This is a genomic window from Methylobacterium sp. R2-1 (assembly GCF_014191355.1).
In the GTDB taxonomy this organism is placed as follows: Bacteria; Pseudomonadota; Alphaproteobacteria; order Rhizobiales; family Beijerinckiaceae; genus Methylobacterium.
Map to the genome: position 1 here is coordinate 54,196 of NZ_JACHWM010000019.1, position 22,351 is coordinate 76,546.

15 protein-coding genes are annotated in these 22,351 nt (G+C 69.1%); 9 read left to right on the forward strand and 6 right to left on the reverse strand.

All coding sequences use genetic code 11. From position 1 onward, the window contains the following. Positions 1–19: 19 nt before the first annotated feature. The 3 genes from FHU13_RS23400 to lptF are packed head-to-tail and all read right to left on the reverse strand — an operon-like array spanning position 20 to position 4,955. The gene (locus FHU13_RS23400; protein WP_183438246.1) at positions 20–2,653 is read right to left on the reverse strand and encodes an LPS-assembly protein LptD; all 2,634 of its coding nucleotides are present in this window, start codon (positions 2,651–2,653) and stop codon (positions 20–22) included. 33 nt (positions 2,654–2,686) lie between these two features. Beyond that, positions 2,687–3,775, reverse strand: a complete 1,089-nt coding sequence (lptG, locus tag FHU13_RS23405) for an LPS export ABC transporter permease LptG (RefSeq protein WP_183438247.1) — start codon at positions 3,773–3,775, stop codon at positions 2,687–2,689. A gap of 10 nt (positions 3,776–3,785) precedes the next feature. Further along, positions 3,786–4,955, reverse strand: a complete 1,170-nt coding sequence (gene lptF, locus FHU13_RS23410; protein WP_183438248.1) for an LPS export ABC transporter permease LptF — start codon at positions 4,953–4,955, stop codon at positions 3,786–3,788. Between the two features lie 444 nt (positions 4,956–5,399). On the opposite strand from lptF, the gene FHU13_RS23415 reads away from it, so the two are divergent. From FHU13_RS23415 to FHU13_RS23430, 4 genes are all read left to right on the forward strand, one after another. Continuing rightward, entirely contained in the window at positions 5,400–6,389 is a 990-nt protein-coding gene (locus FHU13_RS23415) for a transporter (protein ID WP_183438249.1), read from the forward strand. A gap of 157 nt (positions 6,390–6,546) precedes the next feature. Next, positions 6,547–8,040 carry a leucyl aminopeptidase gene (locus FHU13_RS23420; protein WP_183438250.1) on the forward strand — a complete coding sequence of 498 codons (1,494 nt, stop codon included), beginning with the start codon at positions 6,547–6,549 and terminating at the stop codon, positions 8,038–8,040. Further along, positions 8,037–8,810, forward strand: coding sequence for a hypothetical protein (locus FHU13_RS23425; protein ID WP_183438251.1), 774 nt, complete (start codon positions 8,037–8,039; stop codon positions 8,808–8,810). The genes FHU13_RS23420 and FHU13_RS23425 overlap by 4 nt, the downstream gene beginning before the upstream one ends. A 162-nt stretch (positions 8,811–8,972) precedes the next feature. After that, positions 8,973–10,709, forward strand: a complete 1,737-nt coding sequence (locus FHU13_RS23430; RefSeq protein ID WP_183438252.1) for an AMP-binding protein — start codon at positions 8,973–8,975, stop codon at positions 10,707–10,709. Positions 10,710–10,843: 134 nt separating this feature from the next. On the opposite strand, the gene FHU13_RS23435 is transcribed toward FHU13_RS23430, so the two are convergent. Further along, on the reverse strand, positions 10,844–11,455 hold the full coding sequence (locus FHU13_RS23435) for a phosphatase PAP2 family protein (protein ID WP_183438253.1): 612 nt from the start codon (positions 11,453–11,455) through the stop codon (positions 10,844–10,846). A 346-nt stretch (positions 11,456–11,801) separates the two neighbouring features. Here FHU13_RS23435 and FHU13_RS23440 point away from each other — a divergent pair, with 346 nt between their 5' ends. Beyond that, positions 11,802–12,983, forward strand: coding sequence for a mechanosensitive ion channel family protein (locus FHU13_RS23440; protein WP_183438254.1), 1,182 nt, complete (start codon positions 11,802–11,804; stop codon positions 12,981–12,983). A 68-nt stretch (positions 12,984–13,051) separates the two neighbouring features. Here the strand turns inward: FHU13_RS23440 and FHU13_RS23445 are convergent, their stop codons facing one another. Further along, positions 13,052–13,831 (reverse strand): DsbA family protein, encoded by a 780-nt coding sequence (locus tag FHU13_RS23445; RefSeq protein WP_183438297.1) that lies wholly within the window; start codon positions 13,829–13,831, stop codon positions 13,052–13,054. A gap of 311 nt (positions 13,832–14,142) precedes the next feature. Here FHU13_RS23445 and FHU13_RS23450 point away from each other — a divergent pair, with 311 nt between their 5' ends. Next, positions 14,143–15,186, forward strand: coding sequence for an HD domain-containing phosphohydrolase (locus tag FHU13_RS23450; RefSeq protein WP_183438255.1), 1,044 nt, complete (start codon positions 14,143–14,145; stop codon positions 15,184–15,186). Positions 15,187–15,305: 119 nt separating this feature from the next. After that, complete coding sequence (locus FHU13_RS23455) at positions 15,306–16,472, forward strand: pyridoxal phosphate-dependent aminotransferase (protein WP_183438256.1); 1,167 nt, start codon at positions 15,306–15,308, stop codon at positions 16,470–16,472. A 79-nt stretch (positions 16,473–16,551) separates the two neighbouring features. Here the strand turns inward: FHU13_RS23455 and FHU13_RS23460 are convergent, their stop codons facing one another. Further along, positions 16,552–19,725, reverse strand: a complete 3,174-nt coding sequence (locus FHU13_RS23460; protein ID WP_183438257.1) for a ribonuclease E/G — start codon at positions 19,723–19,725, stop codon at positions 16,552–16,554. A gap of 743 nt (positions 19,726–20,468) precedes the next feature. On the opposite strand from FHU13_RS23460, the gene FHU13_RS23465 reads away from it, so the two are divergent. After that, entirely contained in the window at positions 20,469–20,654 is a 186-nt protein-coding gene (locus FHU13_RS23465) for a hypothetical protein (RefSeq protein ID WP_183438258.1), read from the forward strand. 137 nt (positions 20,655–20,791) lie between these two features. Next, complete coding sequence (locus FHU13_RS23470) at positions 20,792–22,213, forward strand: N-acetylmuramoyl-L-alanine amidase (RefSeq protein WP_246714824.1); 1,422 nt, start codon at positions 20,792–20,794, stop codon at positions 22,211–22,213. Positions 22,214–22,351: the final 138 nt, after the last annotated feature.

Genomic DNA, 22,351 nt, shown 5'->3' on the forward strand with positions numbered 1-22,351 from the left:
ATCCCCGCGCGTTTCGCCGTCAGCGCACCGAGGCGATGCCGTCGGCGGTCGTCGAGGTGCTGACGTTCTGGCGCAGATCCGCCTCGCCCAGCGTCTTCAGCTCCAGGCGCAGCAGCACGGTCTGGTTGCGCTCGCGCACGCCGATCGCGGTGGCGATGGGCGAGACGATGTAGTTGAGCGAGACCGTGGTGCACTCGTCCTGATAGCCGCCCCCGAGACTCATGCCCGAGAGATAGGCCTTGCCGGGATTGCTGTAGACCGGCGCGAGGCCGACCGGGTTGGCGAGGTAGGCGGTGTAGTAGTCGGTGAAGGTATCGCGCGTGTCGAGATAGTGGGTGAGGTCGACGAGCGCCGAGCCGGTGACGAACCAATTCGGGGTGATGCGGTAGGTGGCGGAGGCCGTCACGCCCTCGCGGCGATGGGCGAAGCCCAAAGCCGGCTGCGCCTCGTAGTAGGAGTAGAACAGCGAGGTCTCGAGCGGCAGGAACGGCGCGAAGCGCGCGGTCACGCCGGTCTCGAACCGGTTCACGGCAAAATCGCGCTGGTCGAAGCGAGCACGGCTGATGAAGCTGATGTTCTGGTTGGGCGAGAGCTGGAAGCGGCCGACGAAGTCCGAACGGCGGTTCTCCAGGCCGGAATCGATGCCGACATTGGCGAGATCCCCGCGGCGGAAGGAGTTCACGCCCGCGACCTGGATCGACTCGCCGAACATCAGGTTGGCGTACCAGCCAGTCGGAGTCACGACGGAATACTGCGCGCCGAGATTGGCCCGCACGCCGCCCTCGACCCGGTCGTAACCGGAGAACTTGTCCCACTGGAACAGCGAGGTGTCGTCGAAGACGAGGCTCTGCGCGTCCTCGTTCGGAAGCCGGCCGATCCGGGTCTCGGAGGGCCGGGCGATCACCTGGGCGATCGGCTCCAGGGTGTGAACGCCGAGCCCGCCGAAATCGGCGACGAAGGGATAGCGGTAGTCGAGGCCGATCGCCGGCATGACGCGGCCGGAGAAGCCGTCATCGACGGTGGTGATGTTGTTCACCAGCGCGTTCTGGAAGCCCGAGCGGCTCGGGTTCACGAAGAACGCGTCCGTGCGCAGATAGGTGAACGGCGTGAAGACCTGGCCGAAATCGTCGATGAAGCTGCGGCGCCAGGAGACCTGGGCCGAGAGCCGGGTGTCGACGCCGCCCAAACCGCGCACGATGCAGCGGTCGCGCACGAAGGTGGTGCAGGTCTCGTAGAGCGGGTAGCTGATCCCGTTGACGCTCGGGGCGAACAGGTAGCTGCCGGTGCGCGGGATGCCCTGGAAGTCGGTCGCCTCGCGGCTGAGGCTCGTGACATTGGCCTCGAACCGCACCTCACCACCGATGGGCTGCGGCCCGTCGATGCGCTTGTCGTAATCGATCACGGGCAGGACGACCGGCTGCTCCTTCTGCCAGTCGAAGCTCGACAGGGCCTTGAAGTAGTAGCCGCGCGCCTCGAACCAGGAGCGGTCGCCCTGGCCGATCAGGTAGGCGGTCGAGACCGCTTCGCGGAAATAGTCGGTGGTGATGCTCTGGTTGCGGATGCGGTAATTGTCGAGGAACCACTTGTCGGTCACGCCGACGAGATCCCAGCCCGTGCGCCAGTGCTCGTTGATGAAGAAGCGCCCGCGCGACTCGACCGAGCCGCGGAACTCCCGGTCGGCCGCGCCCAGCGGCCCCGGCAGGAAGGCCGAGGGCGTGGTCTGGAAGATGCCCGACAGGCGTAGATTATAGCTGCCGTTGTCGATCCGCTGGCGGAACTCGGCCTGGCCCAGCACGCCCTGGCGCGAAACGAAGGCGGGCGAGAGCGTCAGGTCGTAGCTCGGATCGAGGTTGAGAAAGAACGGGGTCGCGACACCGGTGCCGATCGCCGTCGAGGTGATGAAGCGCGGTGTCAGGAAGCCGGTCTTGCGCTTCACCGTCGGGTCGGCGGACTCGAAATAGGGCAGGTAGGCGACCGGGATCCCACCGAGTTCGAGGGTCGAATCCTCGTAACTGATCGTATGGGTCTCATTGTTGTGGATGATCTTGGCCGCCTTGATCTGCCAGAGCGGCGGCGTCTCCGGATGGTCCTTGCACGGCTCGCAGGCGGTGTAGGTGGCGTAGTCGAAGCTCGACTGCTCGCCCGCGATTCGCTCCGCCCGCGGAGCGGAGATGCGGGTGCGCACCGTCTCGCCCTTGAGCTGGACGGTCTGCTGGATGCGAAGCGCGTCGACGAAGCCGTTCTTGAAGTCGTCGGTCAGCTCCATGCGCTCGCCGGTGACGAGGGCGCCGGTCTCGTCGGTGAGGCGGACATTGCCCTCGGCGAAGACTCGGCTCGTGCCACGGTCGTAGCGCACCCGGTCGGCCTGGAGCGTGCGGGCGCCGTAATGCAGCTCGGCATTGCCGCGGGCAGTCACGGTGTTGCGGTCGTTGTCGTAGATCAGCTCGTCGGCCTCGACGAGCAGGCGCTGGCCCTTCCCGTCCTTCTCCTTCGAGCCGGCTAGCTTCTCCAGCCCGGCCTGGGCATGGGCGCGCGGCGCGGCGAGCCCGAAGGCTGCCGTCAGCAGTGCGGCCATGGAGACCGTGATCGCGATGTCGGCGACCTTACGCAACGCGTCCCTCGAACCCTGTGCAGCCCCCTGCACGACGACCACAACCGAACCCGTCCCGACCCGGACAACCGCACATCAGCCGTCCTCCTGGTAGAGAAGCGTGAGCGTACCGAGCAAGCTTCCTACCACGGCGGGGAACCACGCCGCCACTGTCGGTGCGACCATCCCCGACGCTCCGAGGCCCTCCATGACCTGCCGCGCGACGTAGAGCACGAAGCCCGCGCTCACCCCGCCGAGCACCAGTTTTCCGACCCCACCAAAGCGGAAGAACCTTAAGGAAACCGTTGCCGCCACGAGGACCATCGCGAGGTAGAGCAGGGGCGTTGCCAGCAGCACATCGTACTGGAGCCGGTAGCGCGTGGCATCCAGCCCGGCCCGCTCGTGGCGTGCGATGGTCTCCGGAAGTTGCCAGAAGGGCACAGATTCCGGGGGGGTGAAGCGCTGGCGGACCTGGCTCGGGTCCAGCGTCGAGGCGACGAGGTAGACCTCGTGGCTCTCGGGCGGTTCATCGCGTGTGAGAACGCGCACATCGCGCAATTCCCACCAGCCGTCGTGCAAGGTCGCTCGCGCCGCCTCGACCTGCGCGGTGAAGACGCCGGCGTCATCGAACTGGAAGACGGTGACGCCGGCCAGCGTCGTCGTGCCCTCGATCGCCGTCTCGGCGCGGATGATCGCCTGCCCGTCGATGCTGCGCTGGCGCAGCCACAGGTCCTTGCCGGTGCCGGCCTTGGTGGATTTGGCGAAGATCTTCGCCTCGATCTCGCTGGAGCGCTGCTTGAGCGCCGCCGACAGAGGATTGTAGGCGCCAATCGCCAGCGCGCCGATCGCCAGCGCCACGAAGGCGCCGGGCTGGAGGAACTGCCAGGCGGAGATGCCGGCCGCCCGCGCCACCACGAGTTCGAGCTTGCGCGAGAGCTGGAGCAGGGCAGCCATGGAGCCGAACAGCACCGCGAACGGCAGCACGCTCTCGGCCACGGCCGGCGTACGGTAGAGCGCGAGCTGCGCCATCAGCCCCGGCGAGGCGCCCTCCGCGTCGCCCGCGCGCCGCAGCAGCTCGACGAAATCGAGGGTGTAGACCAGGGCGAAGACCGTGAGGAACACGCCCAGGATGGTGCGCACGAAGCGCCACGCGAAGTAGCGACCGAGGGTTGTGCCGATCAGCATGATCGCTCCCTCAGGCGCGTCCGGCCAGCGGGCGCCGCCGCAAGGCCCCCGCGAGCCGCCGCCACTGCCGTCCGAGGCGCTCGTTCACCGCGCGCACCCGGGCGCCGCCGAAGATCAGCAGGCAGGAGAGGGCGATCGCACCGAGCGGCGCGGCGTAGATCGCTACCACCGCGCCGGGGCTGCGCACGGCGGCGCTGCTCGCGGCGAACCCGGCGATGCGAAGCGCCACCACGCCGAGCACGGCGCCCGCCACGGCCAGCCCTCGGCCCTGGCGGGTGGTGCGCGGATCGCCGAGCGCGGCGAATGCAATGAAGGCCAGCGCCAGCGGGTAGAGCCAGGCCGAGAGCCGGTCGTGGAGTTCAGCCCGGAAGCGGCCCTTCTGCAGGCGATAATAGCCTTCTCCCGTATCGGGGAAGAGCAGGGCCAGGGTCGAGCGCTCGCGCGGCTTGTAGATCGTCTCCGAGTCCGGGGGCGTGAAGGCGGCGAGATCGACGGCGTAGCGCTCGTAGCTCACGATCGAGGAGTCGCGGCTGTCCTTCTGCTGACGGTGGATGCTGCCCTTCTCCAGGACGAGATAGGTCTGCCCGTCGACGTCCGTGACGCGGCCGCGCTCGGCGAGGTAGACCACCGCCTTGCCGGCCTCGCGCTTGTCCTGGATGAACAGGCCCTGGAGCGAGCCGTCGGCCCCGCGCTCGCGGAAATGGAAGGTGATGCCGTTGTCGAGCGCCGTGAACTGGCCCTCCTTGACGACATTGGCGACGAAGTCGCCGCGCACCCGTGTCAGCACGTCGCGCAGCTCCTGGAAGGAGGAGGGCATCACCTGGATCGTCAGGAAGGCGACCACGACGCTGACGGCAAAGGCGAGGGTCGCGAAGGGCCGCAGCAGCTGGCGCGGCGGCATGCCGGCGGCCGACATCACGATGAGTTCGGAATCGCCGTTGAGCTTGTTCAGCGCGTAGACGCAGGCGATGAACAGCGCCACCGGCGCGATCACGGTGATCAGCGTCGGCAGCGACAGGGCGGTGATGAACAGGAAGACGAGAAGCGTCTGACCCTTGGCCGTGACGAGGTCGAGTTCGCGCAGGGCCTGGGTCACCCAGATCGTGCCGGTGAGCCCGATCAGGCAGGTGAGGAAGGCCCCGAGCGCGATCCTGAATATGTAGCGCTCGATCTGCGTCATCCGCGCCTTCCGACCCTCGAACCCCTTCCTCGCCACCTCTCACGGCGCCACGCATTCTCGCCGGTCGCGGCGCTCAGGCCAAGCTGACCCGAACGCCAAGTCTTTTGGCGACAGCGTCTCGGGGCGCCCGGATTGAGGCCGTTTCGCGGCGCGGGCGACGCGGCCGGCCGATCGCGCGACAGAGCGTTTCACCCGACCCGCCACGGCCTGAAGCTTCTACAGATCACACCGGAGCAGCACACAGACAGGCGCACCCTGCAACACAGCGCCTTTCCTTGCCATCATCCGAAATCACATTTTTATTCGAATGTTGCCAAAACAGCGCGAAAGCTTAAATCAGACAAAATCAACAGCATTTTCGGCTATCGTTTCTCGAATAAAATGTTTGATAACGCTCCGGCTCATATGGACACTTCATTAACAAGATAAGCCGGAGCAATGCAGATGAGAGGGGGCACCCTGCGTGTCTTCACGGCGTGTTTGAGCATGGCGGGGAGCGCGGCCACGGCCCACGCCGCTCCGGCGACGCGCGCGGGCGAGCAGGCCGGTCTCACGGCCGGCTATCCCCTGCCGACCGGCGTCGTCATCGCGGTCGATACCTTCACCGCCGGCCGCGCTGACCGGCCGAACGCGCCGGATGCGATGGGCAACATCCCGTTCCTGGTCTGGGCCTCCCCCTACAAACTCTTCGGCGCACAGATCCAGCCGGTCGTCTCGCTGCCGATCGCCCTCATCAGCACGCGCAACCCCGCGCCGCTGCCGAACCGCGACCTCAGCGTGATGTACAATCCGCTGCTCGCCAGCGCCCTGGCCTGGAATCTCGGGAACGGCTTCGGCGTCTCCTACCTGCTCGGCGCCTACCTGCCTTTGAGCGATCGCGGCTCGCTCGGGCTCGGCCTCGCGGGCACGCCGCTCCTGCCGCAGGCCGCCTCGGCGACCATCCGCCAGTCCTTCGCGGCCACCTATGTCGGCGACGGTAGCTACAACATCACCGCGTCGCTCTCTTATGGTCTGACCGTGGATCCGCACGCCCGCTTCGGCGGCGCCGTCGGTCAGGCGCTCGGACCGATCGGCCAGGCGGACGGGCTCGGCCTCGACCTGACGCTGGTCAAGAAGTTCGGGAAGTTCGAGATCGGGCCGGTCGCCTACGGTTCCCTCGACCTCGCGGTGGATCGCAGCGATCCACTCTACCGCAACTATCAGAAGACCGGGCAATTCGCGGCCGGCGCCCTCGTCGGCTACAACTTCGACCGCTTCATCCTGCAGGCCTACCTCGCCCGCGACGTCGTCGCCCGCCAGACGCGCACCCGCACCGGCCAATTGCAGGACAATGAGGAGACCCGCGGCTGGTTTCGCCTCGTCCTGCCGCTCTATGCACCGAACGTCGGCCATACGGCGGAAGCCACCCCTCGCTCGGTCGTGTCGAAGGACTGAGCATCGGCGGGTCTGCCACCTTCCTTGCCGCCGTCCTTGCCGCCGCCCGCGGCCGCGCCCCGCGTTGCGTTCTGCGCCTCACCGGGTACACAGGTTCGCCGGCTGTCGCGGGGCCCGCGGCAGGCCGCCGGAACGCGGGTGGAAAGCGAAGAGCATCATGGCCGGTGGGATCGAAATCGCCTTTGAGCCGCTGTCGTCGCGCGGCCGGGGCGGCGACGTCGTCGTATTCGTCGGTGACGACCTCGCCCTGTCGGGGACTGCGGCCGAGATCCTGGGTCGGCCCGGCGCCGAACTGGTCGCCCGCGCCGCCGCGAGCGAGCGTTTCAAGGGCAAGGCGCAGAGCGCGATGATCCTCCCGGCCCCGGCAGGCGTGGAAGCCGACCGGCTCGTGGTGATCGGCCTCGGCTCGGAGAAGGATCGCGCCAAGACTGACTGGACTGTGCTCGGCGGCTTCACCGCGGGCAAGGTCGGCGCGCGCGAGAGCCGAGTGGTGCTCGACTGGCCCGGATTCGCCGGCAGCGCCCGGGACGTCGCCGATTTCACGCTCGGCGCGCGCCTGCGCAGCTACCGCTTCGACCAGTACAAGACCAAGAAGAAGGACGAGGACGAGGCGGGTGCCGCGCTGACCCTGCTGGTCGCCGACCCGTCCGCGGCGCAGGCCGCCGCGGGGGCGGCCGAGGCAGTGGCCGAGGGCGTGATCCTCGCCCGCAACCTCGTCAATGAGCCTCCGAACGTCCTCTATCCGGAGGAATATGCCCGCCGCGTCTCCGAGCTGACGCGCCTCGGCGTCGAGGTCGAGATCCTCGACGTGGCGCGGATGCGGGAAATCGGCATGGGCGCCCTGCTCGCGGTGGCGCAGGGCTCGGCCCGCGAGCCGCGGGTGGCGATCATGCGCTGGAACGGGGCGGACGACGCCTCGGAGCCGCCGCTGGCGCTGATCGGCAAGGGCGTGGTGTTCGATTCCGGCGGCGTCTCGATCAAGTCGGCCGGCGGCATGGAGGACATGAAGGGCGACATGGGTGGCTCGGCCGCGGTCGTCGGCACCCTGCACGCGCTGGCCTCACGCAAGGCCAAGGCGAACGTGATCGGCGCCATCGGCATCGTCGAGAACATGCCCGACGGCAATGCCTACCGGCCCTCCGACATCGTCACCTCGCTCTCGGGCCAGACCATCGAGGTCATCAACACCGACGCGGAAGGCCGCCTCGTGCTGGCCGACGTGCTCTGGCACGTCCAGGCCACCTACAAGCCCAAGGCGATGATCGACCTCGCCACGCTGACCGGCGCGATCATCGTCGCGCTGGGCCAGGACATCGCCGGCCTGTTCTCCAACGACGACGCGCTCTCGGCGCAGATCACCGCGGCCGGCGAAGCGGCGGGCGAGAAGGTGTGGCGGATGCCCCTCATCCCGGCCTTCGACAAGGCGATCGACTCGAAGTTCGCCGACATGAAGAACACCGGCGGGCGCCATGGCGGCGCGGCCACGGCGGCGGCCTTCCTCAAGCGCTACGTCAACGACGTGCCGTGGGCCCATCTCGATATTGCCGGCGTCGGCATGTCCTCCACCCCCTCCGAGATCAACCGGAGCTGGGGCGCGGGCTGGGGCGTGCGCCTGCTCGACCGGCTCGTGCGCGAACACTACGAGCGGTGAGCCGCGCTCAAGCGCTCTCCGCCGGAGCGGATGCCGATTCGGCGGAGAGCGCGCCGCGATGGGGACGCGGCGCCGAACGGGGCACCTGGGCGATTGCCGTAGCGCCGCTCCTGGCGGCGCTCGCCGTCCTGTTCGCCGTCTTCCTCACCGGCTTCGATGGGCGCAGCGCGATGCCGCCGGACGTGGCGGCGCGGTTCTACGGCTTCTTCCTCGACCGCTACCCGCTCTTCGCCTTCGCGCTGGTCTACGGCCTCGCCCGCATCCTGGCCGCGATGGTGGCGCCGGGTCCTGCCTCGCTGGTCCGCCGGCTCGTCGGCGGAGGGATCGGCCTCGTGCTGGTCCTGGGGGTGAGCCTGCACCCGACCTTCGGCGGCTTCGTGCTGCGGGCGGGCTTCGGCACCGGCAGCGGCGCCTTCCTGAACGGCGCGCCGATGGCACTCGCCTACACGATGGGGGCAGGCGCTGCCGCTTGCCTGTTCGGGCTGGCCATGGGGCTCGGTGCGCGCCTCGCCGGCAGGCCGGGTCCGGTCCCGAGCGGCAGCCGCTGGCGCCGGGCCGGGCAGGCGCTGCTCGGATGGGTCGCGGGCTTCCTCGCCCTGTGGTTTGCCGCGGCCCTGATCGGGCTTGCCCGCGACGCCGGGTTCGGCCCCTGGCCCCGCCGCCCGCTCGATGCCCGCGACCTCGTCGTCGCCGCTCTGCTGCTGACGGTCGCCGCGCTGCCGCACACTCTGCTCGTGGCCGCGCGCCTGCGACCGCGGCGGACAGCCTGAGTGCGGGCAGCGCGGGCGATGTTGCCGGCAAGGCGGGCCGGTGTGGGTTGATCGAACGCGTCGGAAACGCTTAAGCCACAATGGGAAGCGGTGGCGCCGGCACGAGGCCGGCCCTCATAAGCCGCGTGCCGGGATGGCGCCTGTAGGGCAGGAGGGACGAGGATGGCGCAGGACCGGAGCGCGGAGCGCCCTTGGCTGGCCGCCTATCCCCCCGGCATTCCCGCCGACATCGATGCCGACGCGGTCGGCACGGTGGTCGACCTGTTCGACCGCAGCGTCCTGCGCTTCGCCGAGCGCCCGGCAATCACCTGCTTCGGCGCGAGCCTGCGCTACCGCGAGGTCGGCGCCGCGGCGCAGGCGGTGGCGGCGTGGCTTGCAGCCAACGGCTACGGCAAAAGCCGTGAAAAGGGTGCCGACGGCATCGGTGACCGCGTCGCGGTGATGATGCCCAACGTCCCGGCCTGTCCCGTCACGCTGCTCGGCGTGCTGGTGGCGGGCTGCACCGTCGTCAATGTCAACCCGCTCTACACCCCGCGCGAACTCGCGGCGCAGATCAACGATTCCGGCGCCCGCGTCCTGTTCGTGCTGGAGAACTTCTGCCACACGGTCGCGCAGGCGCTGCCGCAGATGCCGAGCCTGGAGCGGGTCGTCGTGGCCGGGCCCGGCGACCTGCTCGGGCTGAAGGGGCGGGTCGTCGATTTCGTGTCGCGGCGGGTGAAGCGAGCGGTTCCGCCCTACGCCCTGCCGGTCGGCCGGACGCTGCGGTTCGAGGCGGTGTTGCGGGCTGGCCGCAGCCTCAAGCGGCCCTCGGTGGCGATCGACCCCGGCGACGTCGCCTTCCTGCAATATACCGGCGGCACCACCGGCATCGCCAAGGCGGCGATGCTGACCCACCGCAACATCATGGCCAATGTCGAGCAGAGCCGGGCGTGGTTCCGCGGCTCGGCGGAGGATGGCGAAGGGCGCGTGGCGGTGACGGCGCTGCCGCTCTACCACATCTTCGCGCTCACGGCCTGCTTCCTGTTCTTCTTCCGGCTCGGCGGCTGCTGCCTGCTGATCCCCAATCCGCGCGATCTCGACGGCTTCGTGAAGACGCTCAGTCGCACCCGCTTCACCAACTTCGCCGGGGTGAACACGCTGTTCAACGCCCTCAACAATCACCCGAAGATCGGCACGGTCGATTTCTCGAAGGTGGAATACGTGGTCGGCGGCGGCATGGCGGTGCAGTCTTCGGTGGCCGCCCGCTGGAAGGCGATCACCGGCCAGACCATCCTCGAAGGCTACGGCCTGTCGGAGACCTCGCCGGTGGTGAGCGTCAACCCGCTCGGGCTCGCCGACTGGACCGGAACGATCGGCTATCCCTTGCCCTCGACCGAGGTGACGATCCGCGCCGAGGACGGCACGGTGCTGCCCTTCGGCGTGCCGGGCGAACTCTGCGTGCGCGGCCCGCAGGTGATGGCCGGCTACTGGAACCGCCCGGAGGAGACGCGGGCGGCGACGACCGCCGACGGCTTCTTCCGCACCGGCGACGTGGCGGTGATGACGCCGGACGGCCAGATCCGCATCGTCGACCGGATGAAGGACATGATCCTCGTCTCCGGCTTCAACGTCTATCCGAACGAGGTCGAGGACGTGCTCGCCACCCATCCGGCGGTGGTCGAGTGCGCGGTCGTCGGAGCGCCCTGCGGCGAGAGCGGCGAGATGGTCGTCGCCCACGTGGTGTTGCGCGACCCTTCGGTGGAGCCGGACGCGCTGCGGGCGCATGCCCGCGCGAGCCTCACCGGCTACAAGGTGCCCCGCCGGATCGTGATCCAGGACAGCCTGCCGAAGACCAATGTCGGCAAGGTGCTGCGCCGCGCGCTGCGGGAGAACGGGACGGCGTCACCGCCGCAGGGATGAGCGGCCCTCTCGGCCGAAACTCGATCCGCCTGACCTCATGACGGGGCCGCAGGGGGCGGGAAGCCGCGGTTTAGCCCTACAGGCGATGGCGGCTTCCGGTAGGTGAAAGGCTTGCCTCAACGAACCCTGGTTCTTCAGCCTTTTCGCTGGGCGTCTTGCGCAAAAGGGCGGTGACAAGCTGCTTCAGCTCCTAAACCGATCACGGCGCCAGTCAGCACGTCGACAGGAAAATGCGCTCCACGTACGACCTGCATCGTGGCGATGCCGGCAGCGGCGAGGTACGCCGCTGGCGCGACGTCAGGATAGGCACGCGCCATCGATCGAGCCACGGCAACGCTCAAAGCTGCATGCCCTGAGGGAAAGGACTGCCAGGGGCCGGCACCGGTCCCAGGCCGACCTCGCGAGTAGACCCCCTCATCCATGAGGACATTGGGACGGGTGCGGTGGACCGTTCGTTTGAACGTTGTTTTCACAAGGCTCGCCACGATGCCAGCCTTGAGCATGTTGTTACCAGCGTGAGCAAGACGCCGATCCCTGAGGACCATACCAAGAGTCAGGGCAGTAGCCGATAATGCGAAGAGCGCCTGCCAACTCCCGATTTCGCTGGCTGATCCCATGGCGCGGATTGCAGGATGATCCTTCGCCCGTGCAAGCGAGACTCCGGATGCAACGTCAGCCGCCTCGATGCCCATGGCCAATCTGGCTGTTCGCGCGCGGATCGAACGTCTCGGAGTCCTCGAAAGCATGGCCTTAAACGCACAGCATTGGCAATCGTTCGCTGCACGCCGTGCGACCTAAACCGGACATTTCAGCCACCGCTGACCGATGTCCGCGCAGGGCCGCCAGCCGCCCCGCGCTTCGGCAAGATCACTTGGTTTCGTCCCGCAAGTGCCTTCCGAAAATGCAGTCCCCGAGGCGTCGAAGAACGGCGCGTTCAGAAGGCTGGGACACACCAGGAACGATCATGACGGGCAACCTTGACGGACGCGCAAACAAAACAAAATTCATCCGATCGGCCCCTTCGGACGCACCATTGTGCAGTGCGGAACCGTGTCCGGCAGCGATCATTGCCCCCTGACGAGGAGGTAATCGATGGCGGATGCTCACGCGTTCTTCGATCAGGTGATCGGCTGGATCGTCCAGCTTCCCTGGTGGGCCGCGAGCCCGATCCTGATTGCCGGCTGCTGCGCGCTGGTGCTGCCCCTGCACGGGGTAGCCTACCGCTTCGCGCAGAGGGCGGTGAGCGGGAAGAGCCTGTTCTGGCGCTCTCTGGTCTCGCGCACCCGCGGCCCGAGCCGGCTCGCCCTGCTGGTCGTGAGTCTGGCGCTCGCGGTCTCCACCGCGCCCCTGACCTGGCAGATCAGGCTCGTCCTCAACCAAGTTCTGCTCGTCGCCTTCGTGACGCTCGCAGGCTGGACCTGCGCCACGGCGATCCACATCGCCACCGTGATCTACCTGCGCCGGTTCAAGCTCGATGCGGAAGACAATCTGCTCGCCCGCAAGCACTTCACGCAGATGCGCATCCTCGAGCGGGCGGCGCTGACGCTGGTGGCCCTCGTCACCATCGCCATCGTGCTGATGACCTTCGAACCGGTGCGGCAATACGGGGTCAGCTTGCTCGCCTCGGCGGGGGCTGCCGGCCTGATCCTCGGCCTGGCGATGCAGCCGGTGCTCTCCAACCTCGTGGCGGGTATCCAGATCGCCATCACCCAGCCGATCCGGATCGAGGACGCGGTCATCGTCGAGAACGAGTGGGGCTGGGTCGAGGAGATCACGGCGACCTACGTCGTCGTGCGCCTATGGGACTGGCGCCGCCTCGTGCTGCCTCTGACCTACTTCATCCAGAAGCCGTTCCAGAACTGGACCCGGGAGGGCGCCTCACTGATCGGCTCCGTGTTCCTCTACGTCGACCACAGGGCGCCGATCGAGGCGATGCGGAAGGAACTCCGGCGGATCGCGGGGGCGTCCCGGCTGTGGGACGGCAAGGTGGTCAACCTGCAGGTCTCGGACACGCGGGAGGGTGTGATCGAACTGCGGATGCTGGTAAGCGCGCGGAACGCGCCCCAGACCTGGGACCTGCGCTGCGAGGTGCGCGAGAAGATGATTGGCTTCCTGCAGAAGGAGCATCCCTCCGCCCTGCCGCGCCAGCGGGCGGAATGGGTGAACCCCGACCCGCCCTCTCGTGACCGTCCGCTCATGCCCGAGGCCGGCAACGAGTCCGGGATCCGCGGCGAGCGTCCGGTCCGGAGCGATCCCCGCGCCGCGGCGGCCTGAACAAAAAAGGGCCCGGTGCGGCTGATCCGCACCGGGCCCCTCTTGTTTGCCGGACAGAGAAGAGCGGCTCAGCAGCTCGCGTGGCCGCACTGGCGGATGTCGCTGATGGTCTTGCGCATCGGCTCGACGCCGACCGCGCCGGGCAGGATCTCGTCACCGATGACGAAGGCGGGGGTGCCCGACAGGCTCAGCTTGTCGCCAAGCCCCACATTCTCGGTGAGCGCGGCCTTCACCTCCGGTCCCTGCGCGTCCCGCTTCAGGCGCTCGACGTCGGCGCCGAATTCCTTGGCCACCGCGATCGCCCGCTCGCCGTTGATGCGGCCCTTGGTCTCGAGCAGCTTGGCATGGAAGTCGAACATCTTCTCGGGCTTGAGCTGGAGCTTGGCCGCGAGCGCGATCCGGCTCGCCTCCAGCGACTCGGCGCCGAGCACGGGGAAGTCCTTGAGCACCACGCGCAGCTTCGGATCGGATTTGATCAGGGCCTGCACGTCGGTGAACGCCTTGCGGCAATAACCGCAATTGTAGTCGAAGAACTCGACCACGGTGACGTCGCCGTTCGGATTGCCGGCGACGATGCTGTGGGGCGAGTTGGTCAGCGCCTCGCGCGACTCCTTCATCGCGGCGGCCTGGGCGAGCTTCTGCGTCTCCTGGGCGCGGCGCTCACCCTCGGCGATCGCCTCCTGGAGCACGTCGGGGTTCTTGACGAGGTAGTCCTTGACGATCCCCTCGATCGCCCTGCGCTGGGCGTCGTTGAACGGGGCAGCCTCCTCCGCGCGGGCGCCCGCAGCCCCGGCGAGCGCAAGGCCGCCGGCGAGGGCGAGGGCGGAAATGGAGCGGAACAGCTTCATCGATACCTCGAAATGCATGTCGGGACGAAGGCTCGGCCGGAACGATCGACAGGGCGTTCCAACCGGCCCCGCGCGACGGAACTATGGCACAGCGCGACCGCTGCGCCGATGCAAATCTGATCTCGCTGGCTACCGCCGCCCGGAAGGCCTCGCTCTGGTCCTGCTCCGGAGCTGCGGCGATTTCGCGGCGCCCGCCACTCGCTCAAAAGTTTCACTCGAGATCACGTTACATTATCGATTCGCTAAAAGATGCACGTCAGCCTCTCGGCCGGCCGCAATCGAGCCGGAACAGGCGAACCGGGGAGCACAGCGTGATCGTCGTGGTGAGCGATCGTCCGGATCGTAGCCAGCCTCTGGTCGATGCCGTGCGCGCCGTTGCCGAATGCCGGGTCGTCGGCACCGAGGAAACCTGGGACCGGATCGGCCCGCTGCGCGGCGTGATCGCCGACATCACCCTGACGCGCCCCGAAGCCAAGCGCTGTCTGCGCCTGCTGACGAACCGGTCGGCGCGGCTGCGCACGCCCCTGATCTGCCTGACCCGCGGCAGCGGACAAACCGGCTTCACCGAGGCGCGCAATCTCGGTGCGACGCTCTGCCTCTCGGCTCTGGCCGAACCGCGCATGGTGGTGGGCTCGCTGGTCCGCGAGGTCTGGCCCGACAAATCGGTGGCCGACCTCGTCATCACCCGCGAAGCGCAGCGGGCCGGCACGCTGATGACCAACCTGTTCGCCTCCGCCCAGACCGGCGCGGTCGATATGTCGAACGTGGAGCAGGGCGTCGTCCCGGTTCTCGACGCGATCCACGAGGGGGGCCTGTCGCGCTGGCTCGATGAGGTGTGGGCGCATGACGACGTGACCTTCCAGCACTGCCTGCTGGTCTCCGGCGTCGTCGCCGCCTTCGCCCAGGGCCTCGGCCTCTCCGCCACGGACAAGCAGCTCATGACCCGGGCCGCCCTGGTGCACGACGTGGGCAAGTCGCGCATCCCCCACGCCATCCTCAACAAGCCCGGTCGGCTCGACGACGATGAGCGGGCGGTGATGCAGACCCATGCCCCGATCGGCCATGAGATTCTGCACGCGTCGGGCGGTTGCGATCCGGTGACGCTCGCGGTGACACGCCACCACCACGAGATGCTCGACGGGTCCGGATATCCGGACCAGCTGTGCGCCAGCGAGATCGGCGACCCGGTCCGGCTGCTGACGATCTGCGACATCTACGCCGCTCTGATCGAGCGGCGCCCCTACAAGGCGCCGATGTCGAGCCGCGACGCGCTCTCCATCCTGTCGGGCATGGAAGGGCGGCTGGAAGGCGGACTGGTGCAGGCGTTCGGCCGGGCGGTCCGGGACACACCCTGATGCAAGCCTGCGACTTCGGCCGGGCGCAGTTCGAGGGGTAGGCGGCGCCCGCGGTTGAGCGGGCTGCCTTCAGGGTCTACCTGCACCCCTGTCACGCCTCTCCCGTGAGGAGCCCCGCCTTGAGCCCCGATCCTGCCCTCTCGCGCCGCGCGCAGGCCGTCGCGCCCTTCCTGGCGATGGACGTGATGGCCGCGGCCGGCGCCCGCGAGCGGCGCGGGGAGGGCGTCATCCACATGGAGGTCGGCCAGCCCTCGGCCCCCGCACCCCGCGCCGTGATCGCGGCGGCGCAAGCCGCGCTCGTCGACGGGCGCATCCCCTATACCGAGGCACTCGGACTTCCCGCTCTGCGCGAGCGCATCGCCCGGCATTATGCCGAGACCTACGGCGTCCGCCTTTCCCCGGAGCGGGTGGTGGTGACGACGGGCTCCTCGGCCGGCTTCGTGCTCGCCTTCCTCGCCCTGTTCGATGCGGGTGCGCGGATCGGCGTGCCGCGCCCCGGTTACCCGGCCTATGACGGCATCCTGCGCGCCCTCGACCTGATCCCGCAGCCGCTGATCCTGCGGGCAGAAGATCGCTACGCCCCGACCAGCGCCCTGCTTCGGGCGGTGCACGGCGCGGCAGAGCTCTCGGGCCTGCTGGTGATGAGCCCGGCCAATCCCTCGGGCACGGTAATCGAGCCCGCCCGCCTCGCCGAACTCTGCGCCACCGCGCGGAGCTTGCGCTTGCCCTTCATCTCCGACGAGATCTATCACGGCCTCAGCTACGGCGTGCCGACAGCGACCGCCCTGCAGTTCGACGCGAACGCCGTCGTCATCAACTCGTTCTCGAAGTTCTACTGCATGACCGGCTGGAGGGTCGGCTGGATGGTGGTGCCCGACGCCCTCGTGCGCGGAATCGAGCGGCTGGCGCAGAACCTCTACATCTCAGCGCCCTACCTCTCGCAGGTCGCGGCGCTGGCCGCCTTCGACACGCTCGACGAGATCGTCGCGATCCGCGACGGTTATGCAGAGAACCGTGCCCTGCTCCTCGATGCGCTGCCGTCCTTAGGGCTCACCGGCATCCACCCGGTGGACGGCGCCTTCTACCTCTACGCCGACATCACCCGGCTGACGGACGATGCCAGCGCCTTCTGCCGGCGCATGCTTGACGAGGCGGGCGTGGCCGCGACGCCCGGCCTCGACTTCGACCCGGGGGAGGGCGGCCACCACATCCGCTTCTCCTTCGCCGGCTCGCGCGCGGACTGTGCCGAGGCGGTGACGCGGCTGAAGGGGTGGCTCGGTGCGTAACTAGGAAGGCAAGTCCCCCTCCCGCGACAGGGAAGGGGGTTTGGAGGGGCGCCGCGAGGCTGCCCCTCCTTCCCGAAAACTACTCTCCCGTGAGCGCGGCCTTGGTGCGCGACCACCAGCCGGCCCGCTTCGGGCGGTTCGGATCGGGCGGCGTCAGCACCACTGCGACGGGCTCCGGTGCAGGCTCCGCCGGAACGGGCGCCGCCGCCTCGGTCGCGGCCTCCGCGACGGTCTCCGCCTGGATCGGCTCGGCTTCCGGCGCCGGAACGACCGGGGGCCGCTTGGCGGCACTGCCGTTCCCGGCGGCGAGTGAGACCGTGCTCACGTCGACTTCGCTGACCGGTTCCTCGGGACCGACCGGAAGAGCGTCGGAGGCAGTCTCCTCGGGATGCGCCTCGGACACGGCATCGGATGCATCCGCGGCCCGGGCCTCGTCGGCCTCATTCGCCTCAGAATCCTGCTCGGAATCCTGATCTGTGTCCGAGCGACCGTTGCGCTCGGTCCGGCCGCGGCCACGGCCGCCCCGGCGCCCGCGGCGGCGGCGGCGTCCGTTGCTCTCGTCGTCGCCGGCCTCGGCGGCCTCGGACGCGGTCTCGTTCCGCTCGGTTGCGGCGCCGACGGCCTCCTCCTCAGCGACCTCCGGCCCGGATTCGAGCACATCGTCGCCGTCCTCGTCACCGTCCTCGGTGTCGGCGCCGTTCTCGGCACCGTCCTCGTCACCGTTCTCGTGCCGCGCGCGCGCCTCGCCTTCACCGGAGGAGCGTCCACCGCGGCGGCGGCGGCGGCGGCGGCGGCGGCCACCGCCCTCCTCGGACGCATCGACAGCCGAGCGCTCCTCGGAGGCGCTCTCCGTCTCGGACTCGGCCCGGATCTCGGCCGTGACCTCGGCCTCCTCACCCTCCTGGCTCTCGACCACCTCGTCCTCGAACTCCTCGGCCTCGTAGACCGGTGAGATCGCCACCGCACGCACGCCCGTCACCGGGCCCTCGTGCTTCACTGCCGGCTCACCGCGCTCGAGCTGGAAGGCGGAGGTCGCCACGAGCCGGTCGTCGGCGGAGATGGTGACCGTGACCGAGAAGCGCTGCTCGAGATCGAAGAGGTGCGCCCGCTTCTGGTTGAGGATGTAGAGCGCGGTTTCAGTGCGGGTGCGCAGCACGAGGTTGTGGCTCGCCGACTTGAGCAGCGCCTCCTCGATCGAGCGCAGGATGTGCAGTGCCACCGAGGAGGTCGCCCGCACGAAGCCCGAACCGCCGCAATGGGCGCAGGGGATCGAGGAGGATTCGAGCACGCCGGTGCGGATGCGCTGGCGGCTCATCTCGAGCAGGCCGAAGGGCGAGATCCGCCCGACCTGGATGCGCGCCCGGTCGTTCTTGAGCGCCTCGTTGAGCCGCTTCTCCACCGCCCGGTTGTTGCGCTTCTCCTCCATGTCGATGAAGTCGATGACGACGAGGCCGGCGAGGTCGCGCAGGCGCACCTGGCGGGCGACCTCTTCCGCCGCCTCAAGGTTGGTCTTGAGGGCGGTGTCCTCGATGTCGTGCTCGCGGGTCGCGCGGCCGGAATTCACGTCGATCGAGACCAGCGCCTCGGTCGGGTTGATGACGAGGTAGCCGCCCGAGCGCAGGGCCACGTGGGTCGAGAACATCGCGTCGAGCTGCTGCTCGACGCCGTAGCGGGCGAAGATCGGCGTGGGATCGCGGTAGGGCTTCACCACCTTCGATTGGCCGGGCATCAGCATCCGCATGAAGTCCTTGGCCTCGCGGTAGGCGTCCTCACCGGAGACCAGAACCTCGTCGAGATCCTTGTTGTAGAGGTCGCGGATCGCCCGCTTGATCAGCGAGCCCTCCTCGTAGACCAAAGCCGGGGCGGTGGAGGACAGCGTCAGCTCGCGCACGCTCTCCCACAGGCGCATCAGGTACTCGAAGTCGCGCTTGATCTCGGGCTTGGTGCGGGTGGCGCCGGCCGTGCGCAGGATGATCCCCATCCCCTCCGGCACGTCGAGGTCGGCCACGACCTCCTTCAGGCGCTTGCGGTCGGCGGCCGAAGTGATCTTGCGGGAAATGCCGCCGCCTCGACCGGTATTGGGCATCAGCACCGAGTAGCGGCCGGCGAGCGAGAGATAGGTGGTCAGCGCCGCGCCCTTGGTGCCGCGCTCCTCCTTGACGACCTGGACGAGGATGATCTGGCGGCGCTTGATCACCTCCTGGATCTTGTAGTGGCGGCGGTAGGCGCGCGGACGCTCGGGGAGCTCTGCGAGCGCGTCGCCAGCGCCGCCGACCTGGGCGACGCGCGGCTCACCGTCCTCGGACTCCTCGTCCTCGTCCTCTTCCTCGTCGTCCTCATCCTCGTCTTCGTCTTCCTCCGACTCGTCGTCCTCGGAATCCTCGGAGTCCTCGTCGGAATCCTCGTCCGCCTCCTCGGCCTCGGAGACCGGCGCGCTGGCGGTGACGGGCTGCGGCTCGACCGTCTCCGACTCAGCGGGAGCGGCAGTGCCCTCGGGCGCGTCCGCGGTCTCGACCGGCGGATTGGGTGCCTCGGAGATCTCGGCGATGTCGGAAGGCTCGACCGTGGTGGCTTCTTCCGCGGGAGCAGAGGCAGCGGACAGCTCCTCTGCGGCCGGCTCGCCGGGCTCCAGCGCCGTCTCGGGCAGGCTCGCGGAAGCGTCGCCGCCGATCTCGACAGGCGCGCTCTCGGCGGATTCCTCACCCTCGGTCCGGCCCTCGACGAGCGCGGCGCGCACGGCCTCGATGGCCTCCGGCGTGGGCGCATCCGCGGCCTGGCCCTCACCCGGGATCACGTTCTCGGGCGACACCGCCGCTTCGACGGCCCCTTCGCCAACCCCTTCGACCGCCTCCTGCGACTTGACGGTCTCGTCGCTGCGGGAACCGCGGGCCTCGGCCCGGCGCCCGCGCGAGCGGCGGCCCCGCGGCGGACGGCGCTCCTCGCGCTCGCGGTGCTCCTCCTCCTCGCGCGCCTCGGCCTCGATCAGCGCGAGGCGGTCGGCCATCGGGATCTGGTAGTAGTCGGGGTGGATCTCGTTGAAGGCGAGGAAGCCGTGGCGGTTGCCGCCGTACTCGACGAAGGCCGCCTGGAGCGAGGGCTCCACGCGGGTCACCTTGGCGAGATAGATGTTGCCCCTCAGAGGCCGGCGGTTGGCCGCCTCGAAATCAAATTCCTCGACCCGCGAGCCTTCCACTGTGACGACCCGGGTCTCCTCCGGATGCATCGCATCGATGAGCATCTTGTTGTTGGCCATGACGTGCTTTCGACATGGCGGCCGACGTCGTTCTCCTCACGCTCGCGCCGCTTGGTCCCGGCGGCGCCGCCCCCGGCCTGCAGGCCGGAAGGAGATGGGCGCGTGCCGGCCTCGTCACCGAGGTCGCGGAGGATGCGGGGAGGGGATTGCCGTCAACCGCCTTGACGCGCCGGGCATCGGCGCGCTGGGGGTTGAACAGGACCGGGGTGACGGAAGGGGCGAGGCGACGCGAAAACCGCGCGCCTTCGGCACGAGCAGCGGCAACCGATGCTGTGCGTCCTCCCATCCTGATCCGGCCTCGCGAAGATGGTGAGCCGGCAAGCGGCCCGTACAGATTTCATGGGCGCGACCGCCCCGGAATAATCGGGAGGCCGCGAATACCGTGACACCCGCCCGGATGCCGGGAGGCGCCGACTGACGCTGCCAATTCGAGCGAGGTGGGCGCCGACATGCCCCGGGCGCGCCCGGGGGCCGCCGAAGCGCCAACCCGGGAATGGGGTCGATATCATTACAGAGTGTCGCGGGAGAATTGCAAGGGTTCCGTACGACGCCCCGCAGTCTTGCGTCCGATGCGCGCGCCTTTCCACCGTCGGCGGCCGGCCGCCGCAATCGTCGCGCCTGTATTCCGCAGCGTTGAAGGTGGATCCGGAATGGCAGGCTGGTTGCCGTGAACCGGACGCCCCGCCGCCGGCTTGTCGCTGAGCGACCTGCGGCCGGCGCGGGCGGGCAGGGGAGGATTGGAGATGTCGTTTGCTGAGCGTTCGCTCGCCTCGGTCGCGAAGGAGGGGCGCGAAGCCCGCTACCGGGGCGATCCGGTCAGCGCCAATCCCTATCCGGAGGGCTCGGAGGATTATGCCGTCTGGAAGCGGGCCTGGGAGATGCCCGATGGCGAAGCGGCCGAACGGGAAGCGCCCGACGGTCGCCGATAGCGGGAGGCCGATGGGCGGATGCGGAGGGTGTCACCCATGGACAACAGGATCGCCGGGACGGTCGGGGCAGAGTGAGGAACGGTTAACCATCTCGGCCGTATCCCGTATCGGAGGCTCCCCGGAACCTTGGCCGCCTGATGCCGCACAGCACCCGCCTGCCCCGCACCGGACTTCTCCGCCACGCCGCCGCCCTCGCGCTCGCCGGCGGGATGGTCCTGGCCGCCGGCCCCGCGCCGGCTCAGGACGGCCCGGCGGGTCCGCAGGCCGGCGGCGCGGCCGTGGCGATCGCCGCCGAGACCGCAACCCGAGACGGCACGACGCGTCTCACTCTCACCCTGTCGAAGGCGATCGAGGCGCGCGCCTTCGTGATGGAGCGGCCGGACCGGGCGGTGATCGACCTGCCCGAGGTCAACTTCCAGCTCGATCAGGAGACGGGCAAGATGAGCGGCCGCAAGCGGGACGGCGCCATCGCCTCGTTCCGCTACGGCCTGTTCGCGCCGGGCCGCTCGCGCATCGTGGTCGATCTGACCGGCCCCGCATTGGTCGAGACCATCGAGACGACGAAGACCCGCGAGGGCGCAGTGCTCGTCTCGATTCCCTTCCGCAAGGTCGATCGCGACACCTTCCGCAAGGCGTCGGTGGCGGGCGATCCGAGCCCGGCCGCCTCCGCCAAGACGGCGCCCAAAGCTGCGTCGATGGGCGAGGCCGCCGATACGCGCCCGCTCATCGTCATCGATGCCGGCCATGGCGGCACCGATCCGGGGGCGATCGCCGCCACGGGCGTGTTCGAGAAGGACATCGTGTTCGGCTTTGCCCAGTCGTTTGCCGAGCGCCTGGAGCAGTCCGGCCGCTACCGCCTCGTGATGACCCGCGACCGCGACGTGTTCGTGCCGCTGGCTGAGCGGGTGCGCATCGCCCGCGAGGCGAAGGCCGACCTGTTCGTCTCGATCCACGCCGATTCGATCTCGGCCGCCCCCCAGGTGAAGGGCGCCACGATCTATACCGGCTCGGAGAAGGCGACCGACAGCGAATCCGCCCGGCTCGCCGAGCGCGAGAACCGGGCCGACGCTGCCGCCGGCACCGAATCCGGCGAGGGGCCGGCGGATGTGGCCGACATTCTCCAGGAACTCACCTTGCGCGAGACCCGCGGCTTCTCCTCGGGCTTCGCCGGGCGGCTGATGGGCCAGCTCGGGCCGGTGATGGAGATGAGCACGAAGCCCCATCGCGAGGCCGGCTTCAAGGTGCTGCGCTCGCCCGACGTGCCCTCCGTGCTGATCGAACTCGGCTACCTGTCGAGCAAGAGCGACCTGGAGAAGCTGCAATCGGAGGAGTGGCGCGCCCGGGTGACGGGATCGATGGCCAAGGCGGTCGACCTGTTCTTCTCCGGCCGGGCCACCCTCTCGCGTCCCGCTCCGACCGGAGCGCGCTCCGCCGAAGGGGACACCGGTTCGGCGGAGCGCGCAACCAGCGGGAAACGCGCAGGCGTGCTCCGGCCCGAAGGTGCCGTGCACGACTTCGCACCGAAGCGGTCGGCGGCCATCGCCCCAGTTTCACCATAGAGCCGGTGTCGATACGGGGCTCGACGAGCCCCCCGTCCGCCTGACAAGAGGCGTGGCCGCGCGGGGTCTCACCGGAGCCTGCGGCAGACCCTCGCCGCGACGGCTTCTTGCCGAGCAGGCCCCCCGGCCCATCGGCGT